General features: G+C 68.8%; 20 protein-coding genes. 10 read left to right on the top strand and 10 right to left on the bottom strand.

Going from position 1 to position 18,395, the window contains the following annotated elements:
* Positions 1–12: 12 nt before the first annotated feature.
* Positions 13–882 carry a LysR family transcriptional regulator gene (locus tag ACFWYW_RS39445; RefSeq protein WP_379616188.1) on the bottom strand — a complete coding sequence of 290 codons (870 nt, stop codon included), beginning with the start codon at positions 880–882 and terminating at the stop codon, positions 13–15.
* Here ACFWYW_RS39445 and ACFWYW_RS39440 point away from each other — a divergent pair.
* The 3 genes from ACFWYW_RS39440 to ACFWYW_RS39430 all read left to right on the top strand — a co-directional run bounded on the left by ACFWYW_RS39440 (position 787) and on the right by ACFWYW_RS39430 (position 3,310).
* Positions 787–1,506 carry an SDR family NAD(P)-dependent oxidoreductase gene (locus ACFWYW_RS39440; protein ID WP_379616450.1) on the top strand — a complete coding sequence of 240 codons (720 nt, stop codon included), beginning with the start codon at positions 787–789 and terminating at the stop codon, positions 1,504–1,506. The two genes, ACFWYW_RS39445 and ACFWYW_RS39440, sit on opposite strands and share 96 nt — an antisense overlap.
* Positions 1,507–1,643: 137 nt before the next feature.
* Positions 1,644–1,967, top strand: coding sequence for an ArsR/SmtB family transcription factor (locus tag ACFWYW_RS39435; protein WP_379616190.1), 324 nt, complete (start codon positions 1,644–1,646; stop codon positions 1,965–1,967).
* Between the two features lie 11 nt (positions 1,968–1,978).
* Positions 1,979–3,310 (top strand): alpha/beta fold hydrolase, encoded by a 1,332-nt coding sequence (locus ACFWYW_RS39430; RefSeq protein ID WP_379616194.1) that lies wholly within the window; start codon positions 1,979–1,981, stop codon positions 3,308–3,310.
* A gap of 504 nt (positions 3,311–3,814) precedes the next feature.
* Here the strand turns inward: ACFWYW_RS39430 and ACFWYW_RS39425 are convergent.
* Positions 3,815–4,345, bottom strand: coding sequence for a hypothetical protein (locus ACFWYW_RS39425; protein ID WP_379616197.1), 531 nt, complete (start codon positions 4,343–4,345; stop codon positions 3,815–3,817).
* A gap of 66 nt (positions 4,346–4,411) precedes the next feature.
* Positions 4,412–4,561 (bottom strand): hypothetical protein, encoded by a 150-nt coding sequence (locus ACFWYW_RS39420; protein WP_379616199.1) that lies wholly within the window; start codon positions 4,559–4,561, stop codon positions 4,412–4,414.
* 244 nt (positions 4,562–4,805) lie between these two features.
* Between ACFWYW_RS39420 and ACFWYW_RS39415 the strand changes: the two genes are divergently transcribed.
* Positions 4,806–5,105 (top strand): hypothetical protein, encoded by a 300-nt coding sequence (locus ACFWYW_RS39415; RefSeq protein ID WP_379616200.1) that lies wholly within the window; start codon positions 4,806–4,808, stop codon positions 5,103–5,105.
* A 41-nt stretch (positions 5,106–5,146) separates the two neighbouring features.
* Here ACFWYW_RS39415 and ACFWYW_RS39410 read toward each other — a convergent pair whose 3' ends face one another.
* The 4 genes from ACFWYW_RS39410 to ACFWYW_RS39395 all read right to left on the bottom strand — a co-directional run bounded on the left by ACFWYW_RS39410 (position 5,147) and on the right by ACFWYW_RS39395 (position 8,978).
* A complete protein-coding gene (locus tag ACFWYW_RS39410; RefSeq protein WP_379616201.1) occupies positions 5,147–5,428 on the bottom strand; it encodes a hypothetical protein in 282 nt (93 codons plus the stop codon).
* Positions 5,429–5,541: 113 nt separating this feature from the next.
* A complete protein-coding gene (locus tag ACFWYW_RS39405; protein WP_379616202.1) occupies positions 5,542–6,585 on the bottom strand; it encodes a CU044_5270 family protein in 1,044 nt (347 codons plus the stop codon).
* 2 nt (positions 6,586–6,587) lie between these two features.
* Complete coding sequence (locus tag ACFWYW_RS39400) at positions 6,588–7,151, bottom strand: RNA polymerase sigma factor (protein WP_379616203.1); 564 nt, start codon at positions 7,149–7,151, stop codon at positions 6,588–6,590.
* 384 nt (positions 7,152–7,535) lie between these two features.
* A complete protein-coding gene (locus tag ACFWYW_RS39395) occupies positions 7,536–8,978 on the bottom strand; it encodes a PucR family transcriptional regulator (protein ID WP_379616205.1) in 1,443 nt (480 codons plus the stop codon).
* 103 nt (positions 8,979–9,081) lie between these two features.
* Here ACFWYW_RS39395 and speB point away from each other — a divergent pair, with 103 nt between their 5' ends.
* Both speB and ACFWYW_RS39385 read left to right on the top strand, forming a co-directional pair.
* Positions 9,082–10,023, top strand: a complete 942-nt coding sequence (speB, locus tag ACFWYW_RS39390; protein WP_379616207.1) for an agmatinase — start codon at positions 9,082–9,084, stop codon at positions 10,021–10,023.
* Positions 10,020–11,519 carry a purine-cytosine permease family protein gene (locus tag ACFWYW_RS39385; RefSeq protein ID WP_379616209.1) on the top strand — a complete coding sequence of 500 codons (1,500 nt, stop codon included), beginning with the start codon at positions 10,020–10,022 and terminating at the stop codon, positions 11,517–11,519. The genes speB and ACFWYW_RS39385 overlap by 4 nt, the downstream gene beginning before the upstream one ends.
* Positions 11,520–12,016: 497 nt before the next feature.
* Here ACFWYW_RS39385 and ACFWYW_RS39380 read toward each other — a convergent pair whose 3' ends face one another.
* Positions 12,017–12,619: a TetR/AcrR family transcriptional regulator gene (locus ACFWYW_RS39380; protein WP_379616211.1), complete on the bottom strand. Its 603-nt coding sequence runs from the start codon at positions 12,617–12,619 to the stop codon at positions 12,017–12,019.
* Positions 12,620–12,684: 65 nt separating this feature from the next.
* Here ACFWYW_RS39380 and ACFWYW_RS39375 point away from each other — a divergent pair, with 65 nt between their 5' ends.
* The 3 genes from ACFWYW_RS39375 to ACFWYW_RS39365 all read left to right on the top strand — a co-directional run bounded on the left by ACFWYW_RS39375 (position 12,685) and on the right by ACFWYW_RS39365 (position 14,722).
* Positions 12,685–13,686 carry an NAD-dependent epimerase/dehydratase family protein gene (locus ACFWYW_RS39375; RefSeq protein ID WP_379616213.1) on the top strand — a complete coding sequence of 334 codons (1,002 nt, stop codon included), beginning with the start codon at positions 12,685–12,687 and terminating at the stop codon, positions 13,684–13,686.
* Positions 13,687–13,710: 24 nt separating this feature from the next.
* Complete coding sequence (locus ACFWYW_RS39370) at positions 13,711–14,037, top strand: GNAT family N-acetyltransferase (protein WP_379641215.1); 327 nt, start codon at positions 13,711–13,713, stop codon at positions 14,035–14,037.
* Positions 14,038–14,551: 514 nt separating this feature from the next.
* Positions 14,552–14,722 carry an ATP-binding protein gene (locus tag ACFWYW_RS39365; protein ID WP_379616215.1) on the top strand — a complete coding sequence of 57 codons (171 nt, stop codon included), beginning with the start codon at positions 14,552–14,554 and terminating at the stop codon, positions 14,720–14,722.
* 121 nt (positions 14,723–14,843) lie between these two features.
* Here the strand turns inward: ACFWYW_RS39365 and ACFWYW_RS39360 are convergent, their stop codons facing one another.
* Positions 14,844–15,485, bottom strand: coding sequence for a hypothetical protein (locus ACFWYW_RS39360; protein ID WP_379616217.1), 642 nt, complete (start codon positions 15,483–15,485; stop codon positions 14,844–14,846).
* Between the two features lie 295 nt (positions 15,486–15,780).
* Complete coding sequence (locus tag ACFWYW_RS39355) at positions 15,781–17,082, bottom strand: OmpA family protein (protein ID WP_379616219.1); 1,302 nt, start codon at positions 17,080–17,082, stop codon at positions 15,781–15,783.
* Positions 17,083–17,221: 139 nt separating this feature from the next.
* On the opposite strand from ACFWYW_RS39355, the gene ACFWYW_RS39350 reads away from it, so the two are divergent.
* Positions 17,222–18,205, top strand: a complete 984-nt coding sequence (locus ACFWYW_RS39350) for a zinc-binding dehydrogenase (protein ID WP_379616221.1) — start codon at positions 17,222–17,224, stop codon at positions 18,203–18,205.
* Positions 18,206–18,395: the final 190 nt, after the last annotated feature.

The raw sequence follows: 18,395 nt of genomic DNA, 5'->3' as shown, positions 1-18,395 counted from the left end.
TCCAGGGCTTTGTCAGCGGGTGCTTTCCAGGGCCGTCTTGACGAACCATGTGATCGAGGGTGATCGGCTGTCGGCCGGCCAGAGAGCCAGGGTCCGGTACGGCGCCGCGTCGCGCACCGGCCGGTAGGTCACGTCGGGGCGGACATTCCGGGCGGCCAGCGAGGCGGGCACCAACGCGACGGCTTGGCCCAGGGCGATCACCTCCAGCAGCTGGGCAGTGTCTCGCACGGCGGGGCCGCCAGCCTGCCGATCCGGGTTTCCCAGCCAGTAATCGCGGTCGACGACCGTCGAGTCACTCCATTGGGGTGCCGGCTCGGTGACCAGGTCGGCGGTACTGAGGACCTCGCGCCCGGCGAGCTCGTGTCCGGAGGCGAGCGCCGCGACGCGTGGTTCGGTCCTCAGCAGCTCGGTGTCGAGGCCGTGGCCGTTGAAGCACCCGGCGATCGCCACGTCCGCGCGCCCATCGCGAACCATGTCGGCCTGCTCGCCGAATCCGCTCACCACGACCCGCAGCTCCGGCGCGTCCGGCTCGGCACACGACCGTTCGCAGATCCAGTGCAGCAACTCCGTGGCCACCCCCGGTTTGGCGGTGACCAGGAGGCTGCGGCCGGGAAGGCCCGCACGCCGCGTCCGGCGTACCGCGGAATCGAGGGCTTCGAGAACGACGGCCGCTTCCTTGACCAGAGTCCGACCAGCCTGGGTCAGCGCCAGCCGGTGCCGAGCGCGATCGAAGAGGGCGACACCGAGCCTGCGCTCCAGTTGACGTATCGCCCGAGACAACGGCGGCTGAGCGATACCGAGCCGCTCAGCCGCACGGGTGATGTTCAGCTCCTCGGCAACGGCACAGAAGTAGCGCAGTTCGCGGATTTCCGGCTCCGGCATACCAGCAGGGTATGGGGCAGGACCGGCGCCCTGGATATCCGGTTCGTGCAGCTCGACGTGACCGATCCAGGATCCGTCGAGGCAGCCGTCAACAAGATCGAGACCGAGGCGGGACGGCTGGACGTGCTCATCAACAACGCCGGAATCATGGTTGAGTGGAGTGTCCGGACCGCCGACGTCACCGCCGCGCAACTCCGCGAGACCTACGAGGTCAACGTCTTCGGTGTCGTCACGGTCACAGCGGCCTGTGTTCCTCTGCTTCGCCGCTCCTCCAATCCGCGGATTGTCAACATGTCCAGCGGTCTTGGCTCGCTCACGCTCATGAGCGACCCGACGAGCCCTGTCCCGGCTCGCGCGTTCCTCGCCTATAGCTCGTCCAAAGCAGCGCTCAACGCCCTGACGCTGATCTATGCCAATACGCTCCGCGCCGAAGGCATCAAGGTCAACGCCGTCAGCCCGGGTCTGGTGCCCACCGACCAGAATGCCGCCGCGACCTTCCCCCGTGGCGACCGCACCACAGCCGACGGTGCCATCGTCCCGGCCCTGCTCGCGACGATCCCCGCCGACGGACCCACCGGCGCCTTCCGCGGCCCTGACTCACTGGACGACGTCATCGCCTGGTGAGTCCCCGGGCACAAGGACCCTGCAGATGTCTACACGGCGACCAGTCGCTCCAGCCCTCCTGCGTTCGTCTGGCGTGTACGGGATGGCGCACCTTACATACACTTGCACATATATACACCGCTATGTATATTCGGCGTGTGGTCAACAGCGTGCAACTGCGAATGGCGGCGATCTCGGAGCCGAATCGGTTCCGGATCGTCGAGTTGCTCAGGGACGGCCCGCGCGCGGTGGGTGACATCGTCGAGGCGCTGAACCTGGGCCAACCGCAGGTGTCCCGGCATCTGCGACTGCTGTCCGAGGCGGGAGTGGTCGAGGCGACCAAGCACGCACAGCAGCGGATCTACCGGCTCCACCCGGACGCGATGCGTGAGCTGAGTGACTGGGTGCTGGGGTTCGCCGTTCTGTGGTCGGGGCGGATGGATCGCCTCGGCGCCTTTCTCGATGACACGGCCGATCAGTGAGGAGCTTGAGCATGTCCCCAGACAACGCGGACGGGATCGTGGTCGACAGGTCGGCCAACACCCTGCGCATCAGCCGCACCTACGCGGCCGGGGTCGAGCGGGTGTGGTGGGCCTGGACGGACGCCGAGGCGATCACTCGCTGGTGGGGACCGCAGGGATGGGCCGCGACCGTGCACGAGATGGACGTGCGGCCGGGAGGCCGCTGGCGCTTCGAGATCGCGCCGGCGGACGGCTCGGCCGCGCCGGTGCGCATCATCGCCACCTACACCACCGTCATCGATCGTCGCGAACTCGCCTATGACGACGTGTTCGCCGACACGGCGTGGCGGCCCGACGGCACCGGCACCTTCCCGACTTCGGTCACCTTCACCTCCACCGGCACCGGCTGCTTCGTCTCCGTCGCCGCGCAGTTCCCCGACGGCCCAGCACTGCAACGGGCCGTAGAACTTCAGATGGCCGACGGCTACGCCGAAGCGCTCGACCGGCTTGGCGGCCTGCTGGACGGCCCCTCAACCAACGAAGGAGAAACGATCATGTCCGACCTTTCCACCCTCACCTCCGCCGACGGCACCACGATCGCCTACAAGAAGACCGGTTCCGGCCCCGCGATCATCGTGGTCAGCAATGTCGCCGAAGACCACACCGGCGTCGCGGGCGTGGCCGAGGCGTTGTCCAAGGACTTCACGGTGATCAGCTTCGACCGACGCGGCCGCGGCGCCAGCGGCGACCCGCAGCCTTACGACCCTGCGCGCGAGATCGAGGACATTGCCGCGCTCATCGAGGTCGCGGGCGGCTCTGCGGCCCTGACCAGCGGTTCCGGTGGGTGCGGGCTGACCTTGGACGCGGCGAGCGCGCTGGGTGACAAGGTCACCGGACTCTACCTGTACGAGCCGCCGTTCATCGTCGACGGCTCCAAGCCGCCGGCGCCCGCCGGCTACGTCGAAAGCCAGAAGGCCCTGGTCGCGGCGGGCAAGCGCAGCGAAGCCGTCGAATACTTCATGACCGAGATGATCGGCGTCCCGGGCGAGTACATCCCGGCGATGAAGCAGGACCCCTCCTGGGAGGCCATGGCCAAGTACGCCCACACCTACGCCTACGACGGCCAGATCATGCGCGGCCTCCAGGACGGCAAGCCACTGCCCACCGACCGCTGGTCGATCAAGGCGCCGATCGCGGTGGCCGTCGGTGGCAACGGCGAGGCCTTCATCCGCGCCGGCGCCCAGGCACTGGCCGCGATCCTGCCGAACGTGACCGTGCTGACCCTCGCCGACCAGGATCACTCCGCCTTCTGGATGGCCCCTGAGCCGGTCGCTGACCAGGCCCGCAAGTTCCTGCTCAGCTGAGGGCGTCCCGCTCCCGTGAACAGATCCGGGTGCGCTGCGCGAGTGAACATATCCCACAGGTCTCATTGCCCAGGCGCTGAAGACTATGAGGCGGCCCTCCTTCGAGAGAAGGCGGGCCGGCATGGCCGTTGTCGCCGCGGTCGTTCAGCAGGTGGTGCGCATGTTGATGCCGGCGGATTCGCCGGGACCGGCGCCCGCGGCAACGGCGCTTCCGGTTGTCGGCATGCTTCACCGCGCCGTGGCGACCAGAGAGGGCGCCGGTCTATCGCACGCCGAATATCCGAGGCGCGGTCCTGAAGGAAAAGCCGCCAGGACAGTAGCCTGCTGGGGGGCCGCATAGTGATCCTTCACGCAGCGATGGTGGGCCGAGAGCGTCTACTGGACGCATTCGCCCAGGTCATCCCCATGTGCCAGCGGTCAGCGACCTGCCGGGCGACCCACTCGATCTTGACCGGGTGTTCTACCAACTTGATTTGGCCCACCTGTTGGGCGGTGGTGGGTGGGTCAGGTGCCGCCGAGGCCCAGATCACGAGCGTGGTCAGGCGAGAGGATCACTGGGCCCGTCCAGCCGCGGACTACTGCTGCGATGTGGGCGCGGTCGGGGGCTGCTGGGTAGGTGCTGATGCCGCGTGACCAGTTCGCGAGCATGCCATGGGTGGTGGCGAGTCTGGTGGTGACAAGGGTGTGGGCTCGTTGTTCGTTGTCCCAGGTGTGCCAGAGCGCCCATCCTTCTGGTCGTGCTGCGACTCCCAGGCGCTGGCAGAGTTGGTTGTAGCCGTTGGTTGTCAATTCGGGTGTGATCAGTGCGGCGCCTCCGAGGCTCATGGTGGGCTGGTCTTCGAGACAGCCGTCGCCTTCGAAGTGGTAGTGCCGCACTGATCTGGCGATCTTGTTGATGGTGCGCTGCAGTGATGTCGCGCCGTCAGGATCGGGCTCGTAGCTGAGCCAGCCTTCCTCGTTCGCTTGGGCGACGAGCTCCCTCGCGAGCAGTTCAAGACAACGCAGATAGTCCCATTCGTCAAGATCCGAGGCCATCTGGGGAGTGTGGCACTGGCGCGGCTTCGACCGCTTCTGAATTCGGCGCTGCCTGCCGCACGTGAATCAGCCCAGTCCGGTTCCGACCGGGCTGGGCAGATTCATTTCCTGACTACGCCTGTGCTTCCAAGGGGTGATGACCACGGCCAGGGCGGCGCTGGCAGCCCAGACCAACAAGGCGATGGTCAGCAGGTAGAGCACCAGCCGCACGATCATGCGCCAGTTCGGGCGGGCGGGGGTGCCGGTAAGAATCGTGTCATGAGCCTCAGCTGCGGCCGCCGGCTCGCCGTCGACCAGCACAGCGACCTCGAACGCCCCGTCACTGCGGCGATCGCCGCCGCCCGAGCGCAGTGAGATGCCTCTTGACGCCTACCTGTGGGCGCGGTATTTCCTGCTTAGGAAAGTTTCCTAAACAAAACCCGCACAAGTCGGCCTTCGAACCAAACCGGAGGAAGCGCACGTGAGACTCAGGGAGCGAGCCGCGGCCATCTCCGCCGCGATTCTCAGCGCCGGCCTGGTGCTGAGCACCACCACACCGGCTCACGCCGTCCCCGACAACTGCACCGTGAACACGTATGGCGTCTGGATGGTCACGAGTACGTGCACCACCGGCACCGGAGAACACCGCGTCTCAGCCATCTACACCAACTCCGGCGGCCACCCGCAGTCGGCGACGGGGAACTGGGCGCCGGTGGGCGGCCAGTCCGTCGCCTACACCAGTGGTTACGTCACCTACTCGTGGGTGGAGAAGCGCGGCTGACCGCCAACGACGGCCTCGCCAAACCCTTGGTCGTCGTCACATCAAACGTCGTGATCAGAGCCGTGCCGCCGGAAGGTTTGCAGTAAGACCAGCGCCGCAGCGTATGCCACGCCGTACCATGCGGGGAGCCAGCCGCCTCCGATCATGGCGACGGCGAGGCTAACCGCCGAAACCGCGGCAAGCAGCAGCGCGCCGGCGGTCCGCTCCCGCGCGACGTGCGCCGCCGTCCCGGCCGCCCCCAGGGCGCCCGAGGCGGCGAGGAGATCCGCCACGAGCCACGCGTCGAGCAGTCCCGCCCGCGCCAGCAGGTCGAGCAGCGGCAACGGGAGCCAAGGCGTCCAGATCCAGGCGAGCCCACCGGCCAGATTGACGGCCGAGGGGAGCGTCAGCAGCAGCGACGCCGCGGCCAGCGCCCACCCGCGCCGGCGACCAGCGCTCAGGGCTTTACCCCGGGCCGATCGGTGACCCCGATGTCCAGACGGACAGCGAGCGTCATGATCGTTCCCTTCTTGATCGTGTAGGAGTGCCCCTCATAGATGATCTTTCGACCCTCTTCCATGCGAACGCCCGGTTGTGGAGCGGTGTAGTCGGCGCCGGCGATCGCGCGCTCGCCCAGGTAGGTGTAGGTGGAGCGGTCGAGCAGCAGTTCATGGCTCACCCAGCCGTCTTCGACACGGGCCACCGCCACCGCCGGACGCCCATCGACGTCGACCGCGTCCGGGTTCACCGTCACCCCCGGGATCTTGGCCATGGCCCGGTAGACGGCCGCCTCCTGCGCCGGGGGCACCAGGTTCTGGGCGAGCAAGGAGCCAAGCAGGCGGTAGGCGGAGTTGTGCCGGTCCTCCTCGGAATTGTGTAGGTCGCCCATGTTGGTATACATCCAGGCCAGCAGCGCTTCGGGATCCGTGGGAAGTGCCGCCACCGTGGCATAGTCCTGAGGGGGCATGGCGCCGCCGGTGGGCGAGCGAACCAGTTCGCCGTCCTCGAAGAGGGCTACCTCCTTGCCGTCGGCCCGGGTCCATGACCGGTCCACGCGGGTCTCCAGAGGGGTTCGCGGGGTCTGCACCTCCCCCGGGGCGGCCTTCCCGACGCCCCGCAAGCGCGTCTCGACGTAGACCCACTGGTCAGGACGGGGGGCGGTGAACGCGCGGTTCCCGGCGGCCTCGGCCGCCCGGCCGAGCAACGCCTGCGCGTTGGCGGCCGGCATCGCCAGGCCGGGCACGACAGGGCGCGGCGCCTCGACTCCCGCGGGGTCGGCCACCAGCGCGACCGCGGAGATCACGGCAGCGAGCATGCCGATCGTAACGGCCCGCCGGCCCGCCCTGGGCAGGTGAAAGCGACGGGCCCGCCGAGGCGCCGTCGCCGCGGCCCGCTGAAGGAGCGCGTCCCTGGCGGCGGTATAGGCGTCAGGCGATGGCGGGGCGGGCTGAGGCCATGCCTGGCGCAGCGCCTCCAGATCGGCCTGCAAGTATTCGCTCATGATCAACGCTCCTTCCTGGTGAGCACCGGATCCAGCACGGCGCGGATCTTCGTACGGGCACGGTGCAGCCGTGAGCGGACCGTGCCCGCCGGTACGCCGAGCGCTCTGCCGACCTCGTCGGAGGTCAGCTCGGCCCAGGCGACCAGCAGCAGCACGTCCCGGTCCCCGGCCGGCAGCTCCGCCAGCGCCGCCGCCAGCCGGCCGCGCGCGGCGAAGGCGTCGAGCACCTCCGCAACTCGCTCGGCGTGGTCCTCGCCGAACTCCTTCGCCTCTGTCCTGGCCAGCGCCCGGTACTGCCGGATCTCGGTCCGGTGATGGCGAGAGATCAGGTTCGAGGCGATCCCGTACAGCCAAGGCCGAGCATCCGGCCGCGACAGGTCATAGGTGCCGCGCCGGTCGAACGCGATCAGGAACACCTCTGCGGCGATGTCGTCGGCCAGCGGGCGAGACAGTCGCCGCTCGGCGTAGCCGTGAATCGGCGAATAGTGGCGGTGGAACAGCGCGGCGAAGCATTCCGGCTGTTGCAGGGAGCATTCGATGAGCTCGGCGTCAGTCGCCTGGGTCATGTCACGGCTCTCGCCGTCGCTCTGGGTGTCATCGGCCGCCTTCCCTTGCGCGAATCCATCGTCCTTTTTTCACCGATCGGCCCAAAGTGTTCGCGCCAGCTCCCGGACCGTCAGGGTTTGTTCGTTGGGTAGCACGCTGATCAGCGCCCGGTGGTGGTCGCGCGGACGTCCAGTTCTGCCTGCGCCTCGCCCGAGGCGATGAGGACTACCTTCAGGAGCCGCTGTACGGCGGGAGCGAAATCGAAGGGCGACCCGCGGGATCTTCGCCGCCGGACGTGGCGTGGCTCGGCGGTCGCCCGGCATGGCGTGCATGGTCAGTGTCGCGGGGTGACAACGTAGGAGGATCCCGGCAAGGTGGGTCGCGCGGGACAACGCAATGGGCGGTCACATGTCCAGCTCCCGTGCCGCCCGGATCGCCATCCACACCTCGGTGAACGCGGCACTGGACGACAGGTCGCGCCCGGTCAGATCGGCGAAACGGCGCAGCCGGTAGGCCAGCGTGTTCGGATGGATGTGCAGCACCTGGGCCGCCTCCTCGGTACGCCTGTCCCGCTCCATCCACGTGCGTACCGAGGTGACCAGCTGCGAGCCGTGCGCCGCGTCGTAGGCCAGCGCCTGCCCCAGCACGTGCTCGACCAGGGCGTTCAGTGTCCAGGGATCGTCGGGCAGCCACCGGCCGGTGGTGTCCTCGCCATAGTGCACGAGCGGTTTGCCGGACTCGCCCGAGCGGGTGGCCGCCCAGCCCGCCTCCCGCTGCGCCACCCGGGTGGACTCCCCCGCCGGGAAGGGCCGGGAGGCTCCCGCGGACAGGCCCGGCAGCGCGGCCACCGCCGTACAGACCGCGGAAGGACCGAGCACGTGGTGGTCCTCTCCGCGGCGCAGCAGCAGGTGCGGGACCTCGTCCAGGGCGCGCAGCAGCGACTCGCCCGGCACGCCGCGCACCACGAGCAGGACCATCTCGCCCGTCAGCCCCAGCCTGCCCAGACGGCGGCGGGCGGTCGCCGGATCGAGAACGTCCTGCAGCAGCTCGGCCAGCGTCTCCGCGCCTTCGCGCCGTAGGGTCTCGCGGTCGTGGCGCTCCATCGCCACCCGCAGGGCCGCGACGGTGGCGATGTGCTGGGCGACGGCCAGCCCGGCGGGCCGCGCGCCCTCCCGCTCGAAGGCGACGATGAAGCCGGCGGGCCCACCGGGCGCGGGCACCGGCAGCACGAACCCGCCGGCGATCGTCGGCGGCGCGTCGGGCTCGGCGGGGATGACCGCCAGGTCGGGGACGGGCACGCCGTCCAGCAGCGGCCGTCCCTGCGGCGTGCAGGCGTACACGTCGTAGCCCGACAGGCGCTCCAGCCGCCGCACGAGGGTGGCGCTGTCGAGGTCTTCTGCCGCCAGCCAGCGCAGCGCGCCGAACACCTGCAACTGGGCGCCCAGCCGCTGGCGCGCGTCCTCCTGCACGGCCGCCGCCACTTCCTGCGCGATGGCGATGAACGGCACCGCCAGCGGTACCTCCAGCACCGGCATCCCGCGCTCCTCGGCCGCGGCCACGAACTCCGGATGCAGCGGCGGCACGTGCAGCTGGGCCGACAACGCCAGCGCCGACACCCCCGCGTCGTCCAGCCGCTCCAGGTAGGCCCTCTGCTCGGCGGCCCCGCGCGGCACGCCGATCCCGGTGGTCATGATGACCTCGGCCCCGAGCAGCCACGGCGTCGGGTCGTCGAGTTCGCTGACGTGTGCCCATGACACCGACCGCGACAGACCCGCCCGCCCGGCCAGCACCCGCAGCTGAAGTGCGGGCGAACGGACCAGATCCTCCACCGAGACTTTTGTGGTCACACACAAAGCATAGGCAACCATTCCATGGCAGCCACAATTGCCCGGTCCGGCGCAGGGCTTGCACACTCTCCGGAAAGGACCTGTCACGCGAAAGGACCACGACATGCCCCGGGGACCGCTCGACTCCTCGAAGATCCCGCGTTTCGCCGGGCCCGCCACCTTCGCCCGGCTGCCCCGCCTGGACGAGGTCGGCCGCGCCGACGTCGCCGTGGTCGGCGTGCCGTTCGACAGCGGCGTCTCCTACCGGCCCGGCGCGCGGTTCGGACCGGCCGCCGTCCGCGAGGCCTCGCGCCTGCTGCGGCCCTACCACCCGGCCCTGGACCTCTCCCCCTTCGAGACGGTCCAGGTCGCCGACGCCGGCGACATCGCCTGCAATCCCTTCGACATCGGCGAGGCCGTGGAGACCATCGCCGCCTCGGCCGCCGCCCTCGACGCCCGCCTGGTGACCATCGGCGGCGACCACACGATCGCGCTGCCACTGCTGCGCGCCGCCGCCGAACGGCACGGCCCGGTCGCGCTGCTGCACTTCGACGCCCACCTCGACACCTGGGACACCTACTTCGGCGCCGCCTACACCCACGGCACCCCCTTCCGCCGCGCCGTCGAGGAGGGCCTGCTCGACACCTCCGCCCTCAGCCACGTCGGCATCCGCGGCCCCCTGTACGGCAAGCGCGATCTGGAAGAGGACCGGCGCCTCGGCTTCGGCATCCTGACCTCCTCCGACGTCATGCGCCGCGGCGTCGACGAGGTCGTCGACATCCTGCGCCAGCGCGTAGGCGACCGCCCGCTGTACGTCTCGGTCGACATCGACGTGCTCGACCCCGCCCACGCGCCCGGCACCGGCACCCCCGAGGCGGGCGGCCTGACCAGCAGGGAACTGCTGGAGATCCTGCGCGGCCTGGCCGACCGCGCGATCGTCGGCGCCGACGTCGTCGAGGTGGCCCCCGCCTACGACCACGCCGAGATCACCTCCGTGGCCGCGGCCCACGTCGCCTACGACCTGGTCAGCCTCCTCGCCCTGAACACCCCCCGGGAGTCGCCGTGAGCACCATCACCGAGATCGAGACCTACGGCGTCGACCGCATCCCCGACGCCGATCGCAGCGCCACACCCTTCGACCTGTTCCGCCTGGCCTTCGGCGGCGCGAACACCTTCTCCACCTGCGTGCTCGGCGCCTTCCCCATCCTGTTCGGCCTGTCGTTCTGGCACGGCCTGGCGGCGACGGTGCTCGGCCTGGTCGTCGGCTCGCTCATTCTGGCGCCGCTGTCGTTGTTCGGTCCGCTCAACGGCACCAACAACGCCGTCTCCTCCAGCGCCCACCTCGGCGTGCACGGCCGCGTCATCGGGTCGTTCCTGTCGCTGCTGACGGCCATCGCCTTCTTCTCGATCTCCGTGTGGTCCTCCGGCGACGCGCTCGTCGGCGGCGCCCACCGCCTGGCCGGGCTGCCGGAGAACGACGCCATGCGCGGGCTTGCCTACGCGATCTTCGCCGGTCTCGTCCTGGTCGTCTGCGTGTACGGCTTCCGCTTCATGCTGTTCGTCAACAAGATCGCCGTGGTGGCCGCGTCCCTGCTGTTCGCCGTGGGAGCCGTCGCCTTCGCCGGGGACTTCGACCCCGGATACATCGGCCCCATCTCCTCCGGCGACCCCCTGTTCTGGCCCTCGTTCATCGGCGCGGCGCTGATCGTGCTGTCCAACCCGGTCTCGTTCGGCGCCTTCCTGGGCGACTGGTCACGCTACATCCCGGCCTCCGCCCCCAAGAGCCGCGTGATGGCCGCGGCGTTCCTGTCGCAGATCGCCACCATCCTGCCCTTCACCTTCGGCCTGGCCACCGCCTCGATCATCGCCGTCAAGGCCGCGCCGTACGTCGACCCCGCCGCCCCCAACTACGTCGGCGGACTGCTGGCCGTCTCCCCCGGCTGGTTCTTCGTCCCCGTCTGCCTCATCGCGCTCATCGGCGGCATGTCCACCGGCACGACCGCCCTGTACGGCACCGGCCTGGACTTCTCCAGCGTCTTCCCGCGCTTCTCCCGGGTGCGGGCGACGGTGTTCATCGGCACCCTGTCGATCGTCTTCATCTTCATCGGCCGCTTCGCCGCCAACCTGACCGCCAGCATCTACACCTTCGCCACCCTGATCATCACCTGCACCGCCCCCTGGATGGTGATCATGACGATCGGCTACGTCACCCGCCGCGGCTGGTACGACCCCGAGGCGCTGCAGGTCTTCAACCGCCGCCAGCGGGGCGGGCGCTACTGGTTCACCCACGGCTGGAACTGGCGGGCCATGACCGCCTGGCTCGTCTCGGCCCTGGTGGCGCTGCTGTCGGTCAACCTGCCCGGCCAGTTCGTCGGCCCGCTCGGCGGCCTGGCCGGAGGCGTGGACGTCTCCCTGCCCATCGGCCTGGCCCTGGCCGCGCTGCTCTACCTGACGCTGCTGTCGTGGTTCCCCGAACCCCGCGAGGTGTTCGGGCCCGCTGGACCCCGCCTGGTCCGCTCGTCCGACACGCCCGTGCCCCCCATCGTGCCCGCCGCCAGATAGGTCACGCCCACCAGGTTCCCGTCGCGCGAAGCCGTTCCATAGACAGGAGGGGGACCGCCGCGCAGTAGCCACCTCGCCCCCACGCCCGTGGGCTGATCCGGGACGGACGTGGGACACCGTCCGTCTGGCCGCCTCGAAAATCGCTCCTCCGAGTATCTCGTGGCGTTCGATCCGGCCCTCCATCGACACCGCGGGTGGCCGTTGTCCATGACCTGATCCGGGAGGCGGTGTACACCTCGCTGCTCCCGGCGAAGCGGCGGCGCCGCGGCCGGCATCGCCTATCGCACCGCCGCCTTGGATCTGTTCGACCCGGCAGTGGACCCACGCCGGGTGGCCGTACTGCTCGGCCAGCGAGGTCGCATGCAGAGCCGCACTGACCACCGAAAACGCGTCTGATGCCATCGGGAGACCTTAGAGCTCTCCCCGCTGGCGACCAGATAGTGAGCATGCTGATGGCCAGTTCGTTGTCCCCCACCGGGCTGCGCTCCTGGGCCGCATCACGGGTGAGTGGCGGACAGGCCGCGGACCAGTGTCTCGAAGGCATCGTCCCAGTGGCGGCTGCCTTGCGTGGGGTCTCCGAGGGCGCCGCGCAGTTCGAGGCTGCACAGCCCGTGGGCAAGGGCGTTGAGCCGGACGGCCAGGTCGTACGGCTCGGCGGGCGCGAACACGCCTGTTTCCACGCACCGTGTGACGGCGGTGACCAAGCTGTCGAAGGTGGGCTGGATCTGTGCGGCGGTCTCGGCATCGGGCTGGAACTCGGGGACCGGCCGGCCGAACATGAGCTCGTAGAGATGCGGGTTGGCCAGAGCATTGGCGCGGTAGGCGTGGCCGAGAGCCAGCAGGTCAGCGACGGGATCGTCGGTGCGTGGTACTGCGGCGAAGGCCTCAGCGAGACGTTCGAACCCCGACAGGAACATCTCGCGAACCAGGCCGGCCTTGTCGCCGAAGAGGTTGTAGACCGCCGTGGTGGACACACCCGCCTGCCGGGCGACACGGCGGGTGCTCAACGCGGACGGGCCCTGCTCGGCCAACAGCAGGCCACCGGCGTCGACCAGGTCTCGGCGGAGCTCTGCGTAGTCACGAATTCTGGGTCTTGCCATGCCTCCCAGAGTATCATAACGTCGTTACATAACAGCGTTACTAAATCTGGAGACCGGAGGACCTCATGTCCCAACTGCACGTTGTACTCGGCGCCACCGGAGCCATCGGCAAAGCCGTCGTCGCCGAACTCACCGCCCGTGGCCGCCATGTCAGAGCCGTCACCCGCGGCGCGGCCACCGGCCCGGACGACCTCCGTGCCGATATCACCACGCTCGACGGTGCGATCGCCGCCTGTGACGGCGCCGCCGTCGTCTACCAATGCGCACAACCCGGCTACACGCGCTGGGTCACGGAATTCCCCGCCCTCACCCGTACCGTGCTCGCCGGAGTCGAGGCGGCCGGGGCCAAACTGGTGATGGCCGACAACCTCTACGTCTACGGGCCCGTCGAGGGCACGATGACCGAGGACCTGCCCCACGTCGCGGGCTCCCGAAAGGGCCGCGCCCGCGCTGAAGTGGACAAGCTCATCCTCGACGCTCATCAATCCGGCCGGGTCCGCGCCACCCTGGGCCGGGCATCGGACTACTACGGGCCCGGCGGTGTCAATACGGTCCTCGGCCCGACCATCTTCGCCGCCGCGCTGAACGGCAAGACCGCCCGCTGGATGGGCGACCTCGACCAGCCCCACACCCTCAATTACCTCCCCGACATCGCCGCCGCACTGGTCACCCTCGGGGAACACGAACAGGCCGACGGGCGCGCCTGGCACCTACCGGCCGCCGGGGCGATCACCGGACGCCAATTCCTCGACCACGTATGGTCCGCTGCCGGCGGCAGTCCCAGGATCGCCGGACTCGGCCGAACCACCCAGCGCCTCATCGGGCTGTTCAACCCCATCGTCCGCGAACTCGGTGAGACGTGGTATCAGCGCGACCGACCATTCGTCTCCGACGACTCCGCCTTCCGCAATGCCTTCGGACCCGTCAACGTCACCCCTCACGACGAGGCTGTATCCGCAACACTGAACTGGTATCGGCACCACCGCCCGGAAAGTCAGCGGCCAGGTGGAACGCCTGACGGGCGGCCAGCTGCTGGGAGCCAAGGCCGTGACGATCCGTCGGAATGACAGGCATCGGGGCGGCCTTCGACCATGGCGCACATGCCCAGGTGGACCATGGAGCTGGAGATCGGCGACGTGATGTGGCAGTACTTCACCGAGATCGCCCAGCTACGGAGGCCGAACAGCGGTGGGCGCTGGCGCGGGACCCCCACGACGGGCGTGTTCCTGGTGGCGCGTGACGAGGACGGTGACCTCCTCGGCTGTGCCGGCGTGCGGCTACTGCCTGACCTTCCGGGGACGGCGGAGCTCAAGCGCATGTTCGTGCGGCCTGCCGGACGCGGTACAGGGCTCGGGCGGGCTTGCTCCTGGCCGCGGAGACCGCGGCGTACGCCAACGAGAGGGCGGTTCGAGAGTTGATGTTTCCTTTGATCGCTTGTGTTGCGTGAGGAGAGCTGGTCGTGGGGGTCCGTGGCCGGTCTATGGACGCGGTTGGGCGAACGAACCCGGCTCGGTCTCTTCGAGGATGCCCCGGCCGATCAGGTGTTTGAGCTTGGCGCGAGTGTTCTCGATGTTCTTGCGCGGCAGGGAAGGTCCAGAGCGGCACACAGGTCCCGCGCTCGTGCCGGCTGGCCGGTGGCCGCCAGGATGGCGAGAATCTGCCGGTAGGCAGGGTGGTCAGGGATCGTGGGAACGGGTGGCGGTGGGGGCGCCAGATCGGGCTCGGCGGCCAGGACGAGCAGGGTCTTGCGGGTGATCCGCAGATGATCAAGGTCCTGGTCGAGTTCCCGCAGGCGGCCGGTCAGCTCCTCGATCCGGGCCTGGGTCTGCTCAATCTGGCTGCGCCTTCTCTTGAGCGTCGATGCGGTCCAGCAGCCATGTACCGGGATCCGGGGCGCTCACATGGCCTCCCGCGGGAAGCGAGAAGAACAGCGTGGCCATCGCCTCCAACGAGTCCTTCTCCGGTTGGATCCGCACTTTTACCGACCCACGCCTCTGCGCCGCGATCGTCGACCGCCTCACCTTCGCCGGCAACATCCTCGAGATCGGCACCGACTCCTACCGCCTCGCCCAGACCCGAGCCAGAGCCGAACAAGCCAGCTGATATCGGCGTACTCCGTGGTGTGCAGAGGTAAGCACGAGTAAGCATGCGGAGCCGTGGTCATGCGCACATGGCCCGCCGTTCGGCGAGCTCTCAGAGCACCCGGGAAGGTACGGACCAGGCCTTAGCTGCGGACCAAGGCACTTACGACCTGAAGGTAACGCTCGACCCGGTCACAAACCTTGGCATGTCCCGCGATGCGTGAGAGCACCGTCATCAGGCCGTCGAGGGGATCCAGGTCAGGTGGCGCGCCCAGCATCGTGGTCATCGTGAGGGCAGCCTCGCCTTGCCCTCGAGCGATGAACTTCGCTGCCAGAGGAAGCATCGCGAGGGCGAACAGCGCAGGATCCGGCGTGGGCCCAGGACGGCCGCGTCCGAGGTGATCAAGCGCTTCTCCCAGGCCGAGATTCCCCGGTGTGCCATGGCCGAGCAGCAACCGCGTATCGTCCGGCACCTCGATGCCGGGCGGCCACAGGTACCAGTCAACCCACAGCGTGAGCGGGCCTATGTCGTACATGGCTCCGACATACCCACCGCCAACCGGGCCGTTGCCCGGCTGCTCCAGGACGAGCAGGGCGCCGTCCAGAGCGGGGTGACCATCGACCACGATCAGATCGACATCGCTCCACGCATCGCCGCCGCCGCGTCCCAAGGAACCGGCCAGCCACAGCGCCTCTGCCTGCACCGTCGAAACCGTTTGGGTCAGCCAGCACTCACGGGCTGTGGGCAGATTCGCCACGACAGCGCGGGCCTCCTGTGGGGTCATGGCAGCTCAAGCTATCGGGCGACACTCGCTGGTGTCTGCACATCTACTCGTACCCGGCTCTGTACGAGAACCAGTAATCGGTTTCACCCTGCGGGCGATCTCGGCGTCGGACTCCACACCGGTCCAGACCGCGATATTGGCGATCCACAATCAGATCAGGAAGACGACCACTCCGGCCGGCGTCGTGTAGGCCTTGCGCGCATACTCCGGGCGCCTCTGTCGGTGCCGACATCGTTCCGTACCGTGCCGTGGGTGGCGGGAGCCGCACGGCAGCACCGGCCATGAAGCCCAACCGTCAATTCTCGATGGGGATGCCCTCCAGGAGGCCGAAACCGCCGCCGTAGAAGGTCAGCTCAGTGGTGTACGAGGGTGGGGCCGGGATGTAGAAGTAGCCGTACTGCGTCGAGCCGGCGGCCAGGGCGGCGGGCCAGAGGCGTGAGCCCACGCGGTCCACGTGGGATTTGTTCTGGCCGTTGTACACCTGGGGATAGATGGTCCCGGTCTTCGGGTCGAACGCGCTGAACTCGAAGGAGCCTTCAGTGCCGAAGGGGTTGATGCCCGGGAGGTCATCGCCTTGGTGGGTGGTCCGGAACCGTGCCACCAGGTATGCGCCGTCCCGGTAGAACGGGTAGACCTGCAGCTTCCAGGAGTGTTCCTGGTTTCCGCTGAAGAAGTATTTCTGGTCGAAGGCGGCTTCGGCGGCAGGTTTGGCGTTGGTGAAGGGGCGGAAGTTCGCGGGCGGCGCGGCGTCCGCGGGATCGACGGTGAGCGTCTTGGTCTGGGTCTCCGTTTCGCCGTGGGGCTCGGGTTCTGTCGCGATGTCCTGCTTGAAGGCGTAGGAGATCTCGACGCGACGGTTTTGGGAACGGGCCCAGTCGTCGTTGTCGCCGCCTTCGGACTCGACTGGATCGGTGGAGCCCTGGCCCCGGGTCTTGTACCGGTAGCCGGAGCCGAGTTCGGCTTCGAGCAGGTCGCGTACGGCGTCGGCGCGGTTGTGGGAGAGTGCTTGGTTGTAGCGGTCTGTGCCCACCCCGTCGGTGTGGCCCGTGATGGTGATGGGCGGTCTGTCCAGGTCGGCACGCTCGCGGGTCTCCCGAATGACGTCGCGAAGGACGTTCTTGGCGTGCCGGCTCAGGTCGGCCTTGTCGAAGGCGAAGAGCACGTCGGCGCGTAGCGCCACCGTCTCGCGACCGGAGTCGCTCTCCCGTCGCGCGACCACGGTCTCCACCTGGGAGACGAGCCTGCTGACGACCGGGTCCTCGTCGGGTGGGCCGGTGGTCACCGGAACCGTGACGTTCTCGCCTTTCCGCGGCCATCCCTCGGCCCGCTTCTCCGGCAGGGCCGACGGGTCGTTCCTGGGCTTTCCCCGGACCACGGGGACGCCGGCGAACTCTCCGATACCGCCGGGTCCCTCGACGGTGACCCGCTGCGGAGATCCCTTCAGCGGCGGCAAGAACGCCACCAGTGTGTAGGTGACGCCTGGCTGCCAGAGCTCCTCTTCGTTGAAATCCCAAATGTCGGAGCCGATGCTCTCGTACGGCGTGTAGCGCAGTTGCTGAATCGGGTCCAGGACGCGGAAGAAATGCTGAACGCTCATCGCGTTGTCATTCTTGCCCAATGTCCTGAAGCCACACAATCACTCATCGACTCTCCCCGCGTATTGACCTCAACTTTGGTTGATGTTTTAGCTTGGCCACAGACCAGGCGCGAAGGCGAGCACAGCGAGGTGAGGGAGCATGCGGGCGGTCCAGGTAACGCGCTTCGGTGGCCCGGAGGTGTTGGTGACCACCGAACTGCCCGACCCGGTGGCCGGGGCCGGACAGGTCGTGGTGGACGTGTCCGCGGCGGAGGTCCTGTTCCTCGATACGCAGCTCCGGAGCGGATCGCTTCGCGAGTACTTCACCGTGCACCCCCCGTATGTCCCTGGTACCGGGGTAGCCGGCACGGTGAGCGCGGTAGGCGAGAAGGTGGATCCCGGCTGGCTCGGACGACGGGTCGTCGCCGGCACCGCCGAGGAGGGCGAATATGCCGGCGGGGGGTGCGCGGAGCGCGCCGCGGCACCGGTCAGTGAGGCGTACGCGATCCCGGACGAGCTGGACCTGCCGGAAGCTCTGGCGGGTTTGCACGACGGCCTGATGGCCTTGAGCCTGGCCGAGAAGGCCGTCCTGCGACCAGGAGAGCGGGTGCTGGTAAACGCGGCGGCCGGCAGCCTCGGCGTGTGGTTGGTGCAGCTGGCCCACGCGGCCGGCGCGCACGTGATCGGCGCCGCCCGCGGCGAACGGAAGCTGCGCCATGTTCGTGAGATGGGCGCAGATGTGGCGGTCGACTATTCCGAACTCGACTGGGCTGAGCGGGTGCGTGAGGCGACCGGCGGCGCAGGCGTGGACGTGGTGTTCGACGGTGCGGGCGGGCAGCTCGGCCGAGCCGCTCTCGGCGTGACCGCCGACGGCGGGCGGTTCTTCTCCTACGGCGCGGCCAGCGGGGCCGTCACCGACCTCGATGCGCACGAAGTGGAGCGTCGCCGGGTCGTCTTGCGCGGTGTTGAGGATGAGATCGCCCCAGGCGATTGGCGGCGGCTGGCCGACCAGGCCCTATCCGAGCTCGCGACAGGACGAATCAGACCGGTCATCGGGCAGGCCTTGCCACTGGAGCGCGCCGCCGACGCGCACGCCGCGATGGCCGCCCGCGACGTCATCGGTAAGACCTTGCTCCTGACCTGAAAGGGTAGCCCTGGCGTAGTCAAGCAAGGGAAGGTCCCGGGAGCTGGGAACCGGGGATCTTGTGGTTCGTCCGTCGAAGAACTGGATCTCGCCTGCCGCAGCCGTCGCGCCCCCTGTGCCGAGGGTGCGTACGCCCTACCGCACGGTCTTCTTCGATGGTTGGAGCTTTCGGGCGCTCCCCCTGCCTTGC

Source organism: Nonomuraea sp. NPDC059023 (genome assembly GCF_042740095.1).
GTDB lineage: Bacteria > Actinomycetota > Actinomycetes > Streptosporangiales > Streptosporangiaceae > Nonomuraea.
The sequence above is the reverse complement of the archived record's forward strand: the minus strand, read 5'-3'. Positions and strand labels throughout refer to the sequence as shown.